Origin of the sequence: Cronobacter sakazakii, assembly GCF_000982825.1 — a bacterium.
GTDB lineage: Bacteria > Pseudomonadota > Gammaproteobacteria > Enterobacterales > Enterobacteriaceae > Cronobacter > Cronobacter sakazakii.
Map to the genome: position 1 here is coordinate 2,216,009 of NZ_CP011047.1, position 12,788 is coordinate 2,228,796.

Genomic DNA, 12,788 nt, shown 5'->3' on the forward strand with positions numbered 1-12,788 from the left:
CGCGTGAACATCCTGATGAATTACCTCATGGGCTTCGTCGAGCAGGCTACAGAAGGTGACGAGGACAAAGGGCTCATCTGGCAACTGGAAGACAAAGAGCTGGTTATCACCATTGAGCCAGTCGACGGCACAAACACAGCGAGGCTGCACTGATGCCAGCTTATTACAACGAAATTGATCCGTATGCAGCTCAGTGGCTGCGCAATCTGATATCCGCCGGCCATATAGCGCCAGGCGAAGTTGACGAAAGGAGCATTGAAGATGTCACACCTGACGACCTGCGAGGATTCACGCAGTGCCATTTCTTCGCCGGTATCGGCGTCTGGTCTCATTCCCTCCGCCTCGCAGAATGGCCTGACGATAAGCCAGTATGGACAGGATCCTGCCCGTGCCAGCCTTTCAGCGCGGCAGGCAAAGGCGATGGGTTTGCTGACGAGCGGCACCTTTGGCCCGCATTCTTCCACCTCATTAGCCAGTGCAAACCTCAGCATGTCTTTGGCGAACAGGTTGCAGCAGGTAACGCAAACGCATGGTTCGACCTTGTTCAATCAGACCTGGAAGGAATGGACTACGCCTTTGGGCTTACGCCGTTTACGTCAGCGAGCATCGGTGCGCCGCACATCAGAGAGCGCGCTTTCTGGGTGGCCAACTCCAACAGCAGCCTCTGTGACAGGCGCTGGAGCGACCGGCAGACAAGGTGGCCTGAACATCCAGACTGCGGTTACGTTGGCTGGCTGGCAGACGCCAGTAGCGAACGACGCGACCGGCTCGACCCATTGCTACAGCGGGAAGAATCAGGACGGATCGCCGAAAGTCTGCCTGAAACTACCGGACTCGGTTCTTCTTGCGGGTTGGCCAACTCCCCAAGTGAGCAACATAACCAACGCAACAACAGTGCAGATGAGCGGAGATGGTCGAGAAACCCCGAACAAAATCGGATGGGCGGCGAGTCTGTGCGGGCCCTTGAGGTTAACGGTTTTTGGCGAGATGCGGACTGGCTCTTATGTCGAGATGGCAAATGGCGTCCAGTTGAACCCGGCACATTCCCGCTGGTTGATGGGGCTGCCGCACGAATGGGACGAGTGCAGCCCGCACTGGCAAGAATGGCAAGTCGCAACCGCACCGGAAGATTGAAAGGCTACGGAAATGCCATAAATGCTCAGGCGGCGAAAACTTTCATTGAAGCATATATGGAGTGCACAAATGCTTAACCCCACCCAAACCCAAACCTACGAGCAGCAGAGCATAGCCAGAGCTCTCTGCGCAGGATGCAGCAAGCAACTGGAGCCTGATGAGGTATATGCCTGCGGCGAGTGCATCAACGAATGGCTTGTGTATCGAGACCCCAATCATTTTGTGGCGGAGGATGAAGATGAGTGACTTTTCTGAATTGGTATCATTCCAAAAAGACCGTGATGCACAGACAACAGAGACCCGATATTTCACGCAGCATTGCTCAAAAAGCACAAGGTTCAATGGCAGGCGAGGATCAATTCTGAACCAAGAATTGGTCATTAAAGGAGACCTCCGTTACCCGTTCTTTGAGGCTTCAATGGAAATGAAGGATTTTCCTCGGTGCAGTTCTGAGCGGGAAGCAGCTTTGAAGCTTGCTGAGTGGATGCAAAGGATGGGCGCTGCAATCGAGAATTACTGGAGCGAACCATAATGGCTAAATCACCTCGCCGACGCTGTAAAAACGAAGAGTGCAGAGAATGGTTTCACCCGGCATTCGCTAATCAGTGGTGGTGTGGCCCTGAATGCGGCGCAAAGATAGCGCTGGAGCGACGAAGCAGGGAGCGCGACAAAGCACTCAAAGCAGCAGAGAAGAAGCGACGAAGAGAAGAACAGCAGCAGAAAGACAGACTCAAGATTCGAAAGCTCGCCTTAAAGCCCCTCAGCTACTTCCACAAACTCACTCAGCAGGCATTTAACGAATACATCCGCACAAGAGATGCAGGTAGTCCATGCATAAGCTGCGGCAGGCTTACGGGCGCAAAAATGAACGCAGGCCATTTCAGGACGGTCGCGGCTTCTCCGGAAACCCGGTACGACGAAACCAACTGTCACATCCAATGCGAACACTGTAATTCGTACCTGTCGGGGAATATCGGAGCATACCGCCCGAGGCTCATCGAAAAAATAGGGAATGAAGCCTATGAAAAATTGATGGGTCCGCACGAGAAAAAGAAGTGGACGCGTGAGGATTTGCAGGAGCTGGCGAGGCACTACAGACAGAAAACCAAAGCACTGCGTGAGAGCAGGGAGGAGGCCGCATGAGCAAAATCCAGTACCAAATGACCACAGCCGCTGTGTTCGACGGCGTCGTTTATCCAGTCAGTTTCAGCGGCCCCGAATCAATCCGGAAGGAAATAGACGGCGCAGTTAACTGGTTCTGCCGGTGGTGCAATGAAGAGCGCGCGGTCGTCAGGTCAAAGATGCTGGTCAGTTGTTGGGGTACATACCTGAATCATGACCAAGTTATGTCGGAGGCCTTATGAGCGAAGTAAGCAGAGAGGTCTGTGAGGAATATCTCGATGCGTTAGTGACGGTTGAGTTAGCAGCCAAGCTGGCGCAGAAAGACGGCCGCAAGGTTAACGGCGCTATCCGCGCAACGGTGAACGCCTTACTTCCACGACTCAGCGACCGAAAAGTCAGTGGAATATTTACCGGCCTAGCACGCCAGCCATTCCCGGACGGTGCGCTGAAGATGTTAAGGCGACAACTCGATTCAATGGTGGGAGAGCCAGTATGAGCACAATAACCCATATCTCATCAGCGCAGCAGCGCCAGAAGGATAAGGAGATGCTTGAGGTTGTTGAGTGGCAGCTTAACAACGTTCACGAGACGGAGCGCCGCTTAAAGGAAATGCGTAAGGAGCTGGAAAACCGGCTCGGCATCAACAAACCAGATGGAGGCGATGCAGCATGAGGCTCACACCAGTATTTGGTATGGTTAACTTCATCGACGATGCTCACTTCCGCCGCGTATGGAAGCATCCGAAGAAAACTATAAACTCCCGCCAGAAAGCTTGGGTGCATTACATGCTTCAGGTATGGGGAAAAGTAAACGCAGGTGACGATTCGCCGGCCGGGGCTATCAACGTTATCGGACGCCTGATGATTCGCAGTCAGTGGAGCGATGATAAGGCCAAGCAGATAGAAAACGTTGTCATGCGGCTATACGAGGAAGAAGGCTTGCGGGGCGATGCTCTGTATCAGAAAGCTCGCAAATTGGTCATCCCGCAATCTTCATTCAGCAACATCATCGCTCTCGCCAAAGAATCAGATGATGCTGCGTTTGTTGAGCGCGTAATGGTTAAAACCTTTCACCGTGAAAGCCCCGTCCGCGATGTAGCTATTAAGCGATATTGCCACCGCAATTGCACGCAAGATATCGCTAAGCTGATGAGCCATGTCACCGGAATGGATGTGCAGTCATGTCGGCGTCGTGTTGTCTGGTGCGAGAACGTGCTCGATTCGGAAATATTTTTCGCAATGAAGCGTGAAATTGAGAATGAATTTCCTCAATTGGCGGCTTAAGTAATAAATATTTTCCGAAAGCATTGCATTCGCGAAATCGAAGTAGTACATTTTGTGTATGCTCGGAGCAAAAGCGAACTGAGCAGCCCAAATTGAAGTCCACGCCACCCGGCCGCAGATAATATTAAGAGTCTGCATGCTGGCTTGGTATGGCAAAAGCCCTGAGTTAATAGCTCGGGGCTTTTTTGTTTCCACAACAGGTAAGAGCATTGAGCGATGTCGGAGATCGCCATTATTGGTAGAGGGTTCGAATCCCTACCCAGTGCTCTTTCCGTTGTGGTGAATGCGCAGGCAGAACAATTGCTAGATTGGTTAAACCATTCGTCGGGATAAGCGCCGGCCACCACAATCAAATAACTCCAAATATTTAAGGCTCGCTTATCGCGGGCCTTTTTCGTATTAGGCCACAGGCAATCAATCACAGATGAACCCTCGCATCCTTTGCCTTGCTGGCCTTTCCTAACTACACCACAGCACTTCCATAACCGGAGGTGTGAGAAATGCTACGTATGAATACCAACAACGGATTCTGGTCGTATTTCTGGTCAGGTCTAACGGGATTCTTCGCCATGTTGACTCTTCAGGATGTTCTGTTTGCCCTGGGATTTGTCATAACGGCGATTTTCACCTGGCTGACATATCGCTCAAACGACCGAAAGAACAAAGCGGCGATTGAGGAAGACCGTAAGCGAACGGACATCCTCAAAGCCGCGTATGCCCGTGGTGATGTAACGAACATTTCCGAGGGTGCCAAAATCGTCAAAGACATCGACCAGGAACTATCGCCATAGGTGGAACCATGCAGATACCAGCGAAACTACGTACTGCACTGGTTGCAGCTGCGGCGGGAGGGGCGTCATTTATCGCGGGCGTCCTGATACAGGACCAGGAAGGCGTTAAGTACAAGCCTTACCTCGACCCTGTTGGTATTCCTACTGTGTGTGCAGGCATTACCGGCCCTGATGTGAAGATGGGCAAGGTCTACACAAAGCAGGAATGCGATGACCTCCTTAACAAGCACATGCAACCGGTTATCAAAGCCGTGGATGCCTCAGTTAAGGTTCCCATTTCTGCATACCAGCGTGCCGCGCTCTACTCATTCACCTACAACGTAGGGGTAAGCGCCTTCCGCTCATCGACGTTGCTTAAAAAGCTCAACAATGGCGACAGAAAAGGAGCCTGCGACGAGCTGCGAAAATGGACATGGGCGGGCGGCAAGCAGTGGAAAGGATTGCAAACTCGAAGGGAGATAGAGCGCTCCATGTGCCTGGCGGAAAGCGAAAATGACCTTTAACTGGAAGATCATCCTCTTCGCCATAATGAGCCTGCTGCTGGCAATCGCTATTGTCATCGCCAGTCATTACCGGTCAGCGCTCAAAGAATCGCAGGCATCTTTAACCAAAGTTAATCGTGAATTAAATCTGGCTAAAGACACCATCAGCGACATGCAGACTCGCCAGCGCGATGTGGCCGCGCTCGACGCAAAATACACACAGGAGCTTGCAGATGCTCAGGCGACTATCGATCAGCTGCATGATGACGTTGCTTCTGGCAAGCGTCGGTTGCAGCTCCACGCGACCTGTACGAAGCAATCCGCCCCCGGCACCGCCAGCCTGGATGATGCAGCCAGCCCCGGACTTACTGACTCCGCTGAACGGGATTATTTCACCCTCAGGGAGCGGATCGAGACCGTGACCAGGCAGTTGAGCGGATTGCAGGCGTATGTTCGGGAGCAGTGTTTGAGATAAAAAAAAGCCCCATGGCTGGGGCGACGACAGGATAGATATTTTCTCTTTTTATAATTATTAACGCAGCGTTGACTTGTTTTCCCTGATGCTTTTTCTCGCAAGACATTCCTGTCTGTATGGTCTTCATCCCTGCGACTCACAGACCTTGTTTGTAGGAGCCACTCCACCAACAAGATGGAAATAATCCTGGCCGATATATTCAGCTTAACAAGCGGCAGACATCTTTTATAGGAATAGTCCGGGGATAATTGTACGGTGAGCGACCTGATGTACAGATAGGCAAGCCGTTATATAGAAGCGTTCTCAAAACATAGTGAACCACTAAACATCACAAGGCGCATTTGCGAGTGCGCCTGATGATGGGAAAAGAGCGTCTTTCAGTCGTGAGCCACTGGCATCCGCTGGTGGCTTTTTTATGCGCATCGCACACGCACAAAAGAGAGTCTTTCAGTCGTGAGCCTAGGGAACGCTGCTTTCTCTCGGGCGGCTTTCCCGTGCGACAGGCCCACATATAAAAGGAATGAAGTATGCAGGTCACTATTGACGGCGTTCAGTATGTGCCCGCCAGTCAGCAGCAATCCCGCATCGGCATCGCAATAACCACGCACAACCGTCATGACGTTCTGAAGCAAGCCATTGAGCAACATCTGAAGCATTTGCCCGCCGGCGCGCTGGTGGTTGTGGTGGATGATGGTTCCAGTCCTGCCGCTGTGGTGCCTGACGGCATTCGCTTAATCCGGCATGAAACCTCTCTTGGTATCGTGGCATCGAAGAACGCCAGCCTTGAAGCGCTGATGGATGCTGGTTGCGAACATCTTTTCCTGTGGGACGATGATGCCTGGCCGATTGCCGATGAATGGCATCTACCTTACATCGAATCACCGGAGCCGCATCTGGCTTATCAGTTTCTCGATCTGGCGGGCCCGCGCAAGCTGAATGACCTCTCCGTCCTGTACCGCGATGATAACCACATCGCCTACACCGGGCAGCGCGGCGTGATGCTCTACTACCACCGCAGCGCTATTGAAAAGGTTGGCGGATTCGACCCCATTTACGGGCGCGGGATGTACGAGCACAGCGATTTAGCCCTGCGCATTCATAACGCGGGACTGACCACATGGGCCTATGCCGATGTTGTTGGTTCTGAAAAGCTGATTCATTCCCTCGATGAACATGAAGCCATTGAGCGTTCGGTACCTAAACCGGACCGGGTAGCGCTGGTGGAACGTAACGTGAAGATCCACAACGAGCGCCGTGATAACGGGTTTACGGGTTACGTTGAATACCGGAGACAGCGTGACGTGGTCATCACTACTCTGCTAACCAGTCAGCCAGATCCGCAGCGTGGTAACAAAATGGCCGCCTCGCCTGACATGCTTGCCAAATGGGCAGCCTCGCTTCGAGAGTGCGGGCGTATCGCGCTGGTGGATGAGTTGCAGACCGCCCCGGCAGACGTTGAGCTGTGCCAAGTTCCTGACGTGAAGATGAATATCTACTTCCGGCGCTGGCTGCATATCTGGCAGCACCTGCGCGAGCATCCCGAATATCGGTTCGTCTGGTGCACCGATGGCACCGATGTCGAGATGCTCCGCGCACCGTGGGAAGAAATGCAGCCCGGTACTGTTTACGTCGGTTCTGAACCGAAGATCTACGCCGATACCTGGGCAAAACAGAATCATCCTGAGCGTATCTATCAGGAATTCATTGAAGCGCACCTCAACGATGTGATGCTTAACGCTGGACTGCTGGGCGGCACGCGAGCTGATGTCATGGCGTTTGCTCACGGCATCATCCGTCTTTACTACCGGATCGAGAGTTATCGTTTCTGGAAGAAAGAACAGGCTGGCGCCGCGGTGGGTGACATGCTGGCGTTCGGTATTGTCGCGCAGTCATTCGCTGACAGGCTGGTCACCGGCCCTCTGGTACATACCGTATTCAAAACTGACGGGATTGGTAGGGAGGCCGCATGGTGGAAACACAAGTGAGATTCGTGATAGTCGCCCATCATTCCCGCCACGAACAGGCAAAAAAGCTTGCTGAATCACTGGATGCTTATCTGCTGGTGGATGAGAACAGCTCTGGCGCGAACTGGAATCATTACCGCGCGCTGCAATGGGCTGCAGAGCAAAGCTGTCGCGTTGTGGTGCTGGAGGATGACGCGCTGCCGGTAGAAGGGTTTCAGGCGCTGGCTACTGAATGGCTTAGTCGCTTCCCTGACTCACTCATCAGCTTCTATCTCGGTACCGGCCGCCCGCCGCAGTATCAACTGGAGATAGCCACAAAGCTTATCGCCGCTGACCGCGAAAGGGCAGACTACATCACCATGCAGCGTCTCGTGCATGCCGTGTGCTACAGCGTACCCCCGAAGTTAATCCTGAAGGTGCTGGCGCGCTGGGATGCGAGCAAGCCTGCTGATTATGCGGTGGGTGATGCCTGCGGCGGCCCGGTAATTTACCCGTGTAACTCGCTGGTGGACCATGCTGATGGCCTGCCTGTAGAGAAGCATCCCGACAGACAGCCGCGCCGCGAACGTCGCCGCGCATGGAGGTTACATGGCTAAGCTGACCACGTTAAAGCCACGTCTGAAGGTTATTGATACGCGCCGCATAAAGCCCGTGTACGGCGAGCAACGGCGCATCAGCGGCAGCGCCCGCGTTGGTCTTAAGCGCCGCATATGGGTGCGTGACGGTGGGCACTGCTGCATGTGCTCACGCGCTGTTGACCTGCATGAAAGCGAACTCGATCACCGCATCGCGTTACAGTTCGGCGGCGATAACTCAGAGCGAAACCTGTGGACATTATGCACTGACTGCCACGCCGGGAAGTCGGCACGCGAAGCGGCAGCCGGTCAGCCTGATGAAGAAGCCCTAGAGCATGCCGTGCCAGACAGTGCCAGTCATTCGGTAACGATTATCTGAGGTGAAGAAGATGGAGTGGTTACTGCTGATCTTACTGGTAGCATTCGTAATTTTTTTGATGGATGCAAGCGCTGGCGCACAGCCAACATGGATGCACTGTCGGGAAATGAGAAACCGATATGGAACTCCAAAGTCGCACGACAGCAAGCGCCCCGTCGGTGGTTATCAGCCTGTAGCGGAGAGCAGGGAAAGCAGTGATCCTCTGCCTCCACTGAAGCACTAATGAGAACGATTATCGGATTCTCTTCTGAATGGTTGTCAATGCAATCATTTCAATGTGAATGATATCAATTATCATCAAGGCGGGGGGGTGGGTCCCGAAGTAAACATCAATCGCGCTGGACACCGCCCCCCCTCTCACGCACAGAAAAAATTCCCCTCTGGAGGGTGTAAACATGTTAACAGCGCAAAAGCGGAAATTCGCTGTCGCGCTGATGTCCGGTATGTCTCAAAAAGATGCGGCAGTAAAGGCGGGGTATTCTGAGAAATCCGCACGCTCCAAGGGGTCGCAGCTTGCAAAAGACCCGGAAGTCATCGCGTTTATTGAGCGTAAAAAGAAGGAAGTCATCGAGACGGATGATGTTCCGGCCTGCCGGCAGGATGTTTATACCCCAGCGGTAAACAACACCGAAAAAAACGATGCGCCACTGGCGCCCGCCGTAGCTGGTGCTTACGACGACCCGCTCAAGTTTCTGATGGCTGTAATGAACGATGCCAGCGAAGAAATTGACGTCAGGAAGGACGCGGCGAAGGCCATGCTTCCCTATATTCACCCCAAAAAAGGGGAGACAGGGAAGAAAGAGGCGCGCAACGCCGCGGCAAAAGCTGCATCCGGTGCCAGCAAGTTCGGTGCGATGGCGCCGCCGAAACTGGTCGTGAACAACAAGGGGTAATTTATGGCGCAGTGGTCTACAGCCTGTACAGACTGGGAATCGCGCCTGGTTGCAGGTGAATCCATCATTCCGCCGCCTATCTTTCCCCACCAGGCGGAGCAGGCGCTGGGTATCTTCCGTGAATTGCGGGTTTCTGACCTGCCGGGCAAGCCTACTTTCGGCGAGTGCTCTGAAGAATGGGTGTTCGACTTCGTGAAAGCCATCTTCGGCGGATACGACGCCGAGACGGGAAACCAGCTCATCCGCGAATACGGCCTGCTGATATCGAAGAAAAACACAAAATCGACCATCGCAGCGGGCATCATGCTGACTGCGCTGATCCTCTGCTGGCGCGAGGATGAAGAGCATCTGATTCTCGCGCCCACCAAAGAGGTGGCCGATAACAGCTTCAAGCCCGCCGCCGGCATGATACGCGCCGACGACGAGCTGTCCGATATGTTCCAGATCCAGGACCATATCCGCACGATTACGCACCGGGTGACGCGAAACACGCTGAAAGTGGTAGCCGCGGATACGGATACCGTTTCCGGTAAAAAGTCTGGGCGCATTCTGGTTGACGAGCTCTGGCTGTTTGGCAAGCGCGCCAACGCAGAGGCGATGTTTATGGAAGCGCTCGGCGGGCAGGTGTCGCGTAATGAAGGATGGGTGATATTTCTCACCACGCAGAGCGACGAGCCGCCGGCAGGCGTTTTCAAAGAGCGCCTCGATTACTGGCGTAATGTCCGTGATGGCAGGATAAACGACCCTAAAACGCTGGGTATCCTTTACGAGTTCCCGGAACGGATGGTGCAAAGAAAGGCTTATCTCGATCCGGAAAACTTCTACATCACCAACCCGAACATCGGCCGCTCGGTCAGCGCGGAGTGGATAGCCGACCAACTTCGCAAGAACCAGGCGAAAACGGACGGCACGTTGCAGCAGTTCCTGGCGAAGCATCTCAATATTGAAATTGGCCTTAACCTGCGTAGCGATCGCTGGGCGGGCGTCGATTTCTGGGAGCAGCAGGCGCAGCATGTCAGCTTTGATGATTTGCTGCGGCGCGCCGAGGTGATCACCGTCGGCATTGACGGCGGCGGTCTTGATGACCTGCTGGGCTTCGCTGCTGTCGGACGTGACGCTGAAACGCGGGAGTGGCTCTGCTGGTGCCATGCCTGGGCGCATGAGATAGCCATCCGGCGGCGTAAGAGCGAAGAATCCAGGTTCAATGACTTCGTGAGGGCAGGCGACCTGACCATCGTGAAACGCGTCGGCCAGGACACGGAAGAGGTGGCGGAATACGTCCGGCGCATCCACATTGCTGAACTGCTCGACAAGATAGGCATTGACCCGTCAGGCGTCGGCCAAATCCTCGATGCGCTGATTGAGGCTGAAATACCCGCCGATGCGGTGGTTGGCGTAAGCCAGGGCTGGCGTCTTGGCGGTGCGATTAAAACCACCGAACGCAAGCTTGCCGAGGGCGTGCTTATCCATGGCGGGCAACCGATGATGGCCTGGTGTGTGGGTAATGCCCGGGTGGAGCCGAAAGGTAACGCCATCCTCATTACCAAGCAGGCCAGCGGCAAGGGGAAGATTGACCCGCTGATGGCGCTGTTCAACAGCGTTTCGCTCATGGCGCTGAACCCTGAAGCGAAAAAGCAGGATTACCAGGTGCATTTCATATGACAGTTACGTCAGTTAATAACCCGCTCCGGCGGGTTTTTTCGTTTCAGGAGGCAGCTAAATGACGCTTAATCGCGCATGCACCCTCATGACGGTAAAGGCGGTGAACGAGGACGAGCGGATCATTACCGGCATCGCTTCCACACCATCTCCCGACCGTGACGGGGACATTATGGAGCCGGAGGGCGCCAAGTTCCGCAGCGACACGCCGTTCCTCTGGCAGCATGACCGCTCGCAACCCATCGGCACCTGCACCCCGAAAATGGTGAAGGGCGGGCTGGAGATCACAGCAAGACTGGTGAAACCCACCCCGGATATGCCGTCCCAGCTTGTTGCCCGCCTCGATGAGGCCTGGGCATCCATTAAGGCTGGGCTGGTGCGCGGTCTCTCTATCGGCTTCCGGCCGATTGAATATTCCTTCCTGGATGAAGGCGGGATCCGCTTTCTTTCCTGGGACCTTCTTGAAGTCTCGGCAGTGACCATTCCGGCAAACGCCGAATGCTCCATTAACTCCGTTAAATCATTCGACCGCCAGTTACTCGCCGCGGCAGGCAAAGAGAAACCGGTGGTTAAAGCAACACAGTCCGCTGGCGCTACAGCACCCAAAACCATTACCAATAAAGGAAACAGTTCGATGAATATCGCAGAACAAATCAAAAGCTTTGAAGCGAAGCGTTCGGCGCTGGCGGCGTCTCTCTCCGACATCATGGCTAAAGCCGCTGAAGCCGGGCGTACGCTTGATTCGGAAGAAGAAGAAAGCTACGACAACACCTCAGCCGAAATCAAATCCGTGGATGCGCACCTGAAGCGCCTTCGTGACATGGAAAGTAACCTTGCTGCGACTGCCAAACCGGTAAGCAAAGCGGCGGGCGGCGATGTAAATGTCGTAACGACCAACGCGCCGGGCATCATCCGCGTAGAGCAGAAGCTGGAAAAAGGCATCGCCTTTGCCCGCTTCGCCAAGGCGCTGGCCGCCGCGAACGGCAGCCGCTCCGAGGCGCTGGAGATTGCGCGTAAGCAATATCCGGACGATGCGAAACTGCATCATGTCCTGAAGGCGGCCGTCGGCGCTGGCACCACTACCGATCCGAAATGGGCTGGCGCGCTGGTTGAATACCAGGAATACGCACAGGATTTCGTGGAGTTCCTGCGACCGCAGACCATTATTGGCCGCTTCGGGCAGGGTAACATCCCGGCGCTGCGCCAGGTGCCGTTTAACATCCGCATCCCGGCGCAGACCTCCGGCGGTTCAGCGAACTGGGTAGGGCAGGGCAAGGCGAAGCCGCTGACCAAGTTTGACTTTGAGTCGATCACCTTCAGCTTTGCCAAAGTGGCCGCAATCGCGGTGCTGACCGACGAACTTATCCGCTTCTCCAACCCGGCAGCCGATGCGCTGGTGCGCAATGCTCTGGCCGAAGCGGTTATTGCCCGTCTCGATACTGACTTTATCAACCCGTCCAAGGCGGAAGTCGCCAACGTGTCGCCGGCTTCCGTTACCAACGGCATTACCGCTATCCCGTCCACCGGTAATCCGGACGACGACGCAGCGGCGGCTTTTGGCGTGTTTGTCGCTGCTAACCTGCAACCGAACGGTGCAGTCTGGCTGATGTCCAGCACCACCGCGCTGGCGCTGTCCATGCGTAAAAACGCGCTGGGTCAGAAAGAGTATCCGGAAATGACGCTGCTGGGCGGTACCTTCCAGGGTCTGCCGGTTATCGTCTCCCAGTATGTGGGCAGCCAGCTGGTGCTGGTTAACGCGCCGGATATCTATCTGGCTGACGACGGCGGCGTTGCCGTGGATATGTCCCGCGAGGCCTCGCTCGAAATGCAGAGCGAACCAACCGGCGACAGCGTTAATGGTACGGGCACCGAGCTGGTTTCCATGTTCCAGACCAACAGCGTGGCTATCCGCGCCGAACGCTGGATTAACTGGAAGCGCCGCCGTACCGCTGCCGTCGCCGTGATTTCCGGTGTGAACTACGGCACCACCCAGACCAGCTAACCAACTCAGGAGGGCGGGGGCGACCCCGC

At 54.8% G+C, this 12,788-nt stretch carries 18 protein-coding genes; all 18 read left to right on the forward strand.

Features of this window, described 5'->3' with window-relative positions:
* The first annotated feature begins 3 nt into the window (after window positions 1-3).
* The 18 genes from CSK29544_RS10505 to CSK29544_RS10590 all read left to right on the forward strand — a co-directional run bounded on the left by CSK29544_RS10505 (window position 4) and on the right by CSK29544_RS10590 (window position 12,759).
* Complete coding sequence (locus CSK29544_RS10505) at window positions 4-153, forward strand: hypothetical protein (protein WP_007893338.1); 150 nt, start codon at window positions 4-6, stop codon at window positions 151-153.
* Window positions 153-1,211, forward strand: a complete 1,059-nt coding sequence (locus tag CSK29544_RS10510) for a DNA cytosine methyltransferase (protein ID WP_046623018.1) — start codon at window positions 153-155, stop codon at window positions 1,209-1,211. The genes CSK29544_RS10505 and CSK29544_RS10510 overlap by 1 nt, the downstream gene beginning before the upstream one ends.
* Window positions 1,204-1,380: a protein NinF gene (locus tag CSK29544_RS10515; RefSeq protein ID WP_029039712.1), complete on the forward strand. Its 177-nt coding sequence runs from the start codon at window positions 1,204-1,206 to the stop codon at window positions 1,378-1,380. The genes CSK29544_RS10510 and CSK29544_RS10515 overlap by 8 nt, the downstream gene beginning before the upstream one ends.
* On the forward strand, window positions 1,373-1,666 hold the full coding sequence (locus CSK29544_RS10520) for a hypothetical protein (RefSeq protein WP_029039713.1): 294 nt from the start codon (window positions 1,373-1,375) through the stop codon (window positions 1,664-1,666). Before CSK29544_RS10515 ends, CSK29544_RS10520 begins: the two co-directional genes overlap by 8 nt.
* A complete protein-coding gene (locus tag CSK29544_RS10525) occupies window positions 1,666-2,277 on the forward strand; it encodes a recombination protein NinG (RefSeq protein ID WP_029039714.1) in 612 nt (203 codons plus the stop codon). The genes CSK29544_RS10520 and CSK29544_RS10525 overlap by 1 nt, the downstream gene beginning before the upstream one ends.
* Complete coding sequence (locus tag CSK29544_RS10530) at window positions 2,274-2,498, forward strand: hypothetical protein (RefSeq protein ID WP_029039715.1); 225 nt, start codon at window positions 2,274-2,276, stop codon at window positions 2,496-2,498. The genes CSK29544_RS10525 and CSK29544_RS10530 overlap by 4 nt, the downstream gene beginning before the upstream one ends.
* Window positions 2,495-2,752: a DUF7740 domain-containing protein gene (locus CSK29544_RS10535; RefSeq protein ID WP_029039716.1), complete on the forward strand. Its 258-nt coding sequence runs from the start codon at window positions 2,495-2,497 to the stop codon at window positions 2,750-2,752. The genes CSK29544_RS10530 and CSK29544_RS10535 overlap by 4 nt, the downstream gene beginning before the upstream one ends.
* Entirely contained in the window at window positions 2,749-2,928 is a 180-nt protein-coding gene (locus CSK29544_RS10540; protein WP_007902518.1) for a hypothetical protein, read from the forward strand. The genes CSK29544_RS10535 and CSK29544_RS10540 overlap by 4 nt, the downstream gene beginning before the upstream one ends.
* Complete coding sequence (locus CSK29544_RS24210) at window positions 2,925-3,539, forward strand: hypothetical protein (protein ID WP_029039717.1); 615 nt, start codon at window positions 2,925-2,927, stop codon at window positions 3,537-3,539. The genes CSK29544_RS10540 and CSK29544_RS24210 overlap by 4 nt, the downstream gene beginning before the upstream one ends.
* 509 nt (window positions 3,540-4,048) lie before the next feature.
* Complete coding sequence (locus CSK29544_RS10550; protein WP_235608090.1) at window positions 4,049-4,330, forward strand: SHOCT domain-containing protein; 282 nt, start codon at window positions 4,049-4,051, stop codon at window positions 4,328-4,330.
* An 8-nt stretch (window positions 4,331-4,338) separates the two neighbouring features.
* A complete protein-coding gene (locus CSK29544_RS10555; RefSeq protein ID WP_012125639.1) occupies window positions 4,339-4,833 on the forward strand; it encodes a lysozyme in 495 nt (164 codons plus the stop codon).
* Window positions 4,823-5,287 (forward strand): lysis protein, encoded by a 465-nt coding sequence (locus CSK29544_RS10560; protein WP_007902541.1) that lies wholly within the window; start codon window positions 4,823-4,825, stop codon window positions 5,285-5,287. Before CSK29544_RS10555 ends, CSK29544_RS10560 begins: the two co-directional genes overlap by 11 nt.
* 527 nt (window positions 5,288-5,814) lie before the next feature.
* The gene (locus CSK29544_RS10565; protein ID WP_029039719.1) at window positions 5,815-7,272 is read left to right on the forward strand and encodes a glycosyltransferase family 2 protein; all 1,458 of its coding nucleotides are present in this window, start codon (window positions 5,815-5,817) and stop codon (window positions 7,270-7,272) included.
* A complete protein-coding gene (locus CSK29544_RS10570; protein WP_029039720.1) occupies window positions 7,254-7,847 on the forward strand; it encodes a hypothetical protein in 594 nt (197 codons plus the stop codon). Before CSK29544_RS10565 ends, CSK29544_RS10570 begins: the two co-directional genes overlap by 19 nt.
* Window positions 7,840-8,205: an HNH endonuclease gene (locus CSK29544_RS10575; protein WP_029039468.1), complete on the forward strand. Its 366-nt coding sequence runs from the start codon at window positions 7,840-7,842 to the stop codon at window positions 8,203-8,205. Before CSK29544_RS10570 ends, CSK29544_RS10575 begins: the two co-directional genes overlap by 8 nt.
* Before the next feature lie 395 nt (window positions 8,206-8,600).
* Window positions 8,601-9,098, forward strand: coding sequence for a terminase small subunit (locus tag CSK29544_RS10580; protein ID WP_029039749.1), 498 nt, complete (start codon window positions 8,601-8,603; stop codon window positions 9,096-9,098).
* A gap of 3 nt (window positions 9,099-9,101) precedes the next feature.
* Window positions 9,102-10,760: a terminase large subunit gene (locus tag CSK29544_RS10585; RefSeq protein ID WP_029039748.1), complete on the forward strand. Its 1,659-nt coding sequence runs from the start codon at window positions 9,102-9,104 to the stop codon at window positions 10,758-10,760.
* 58 nt (window positions 10,761-10,818) lie between these two features.
* Entirely contained in the window at window positions 10,819-12,759 is a 1,941-nt protein-coding gene (locus CSK29544_RS10590) for a phage major capsid protein (RefSeq protein ID WP_029039747.1), read from the forward strand.
* The last annotated feature ends 29 nt before the right edge of the window (window positions 12,760-12,788 follow it).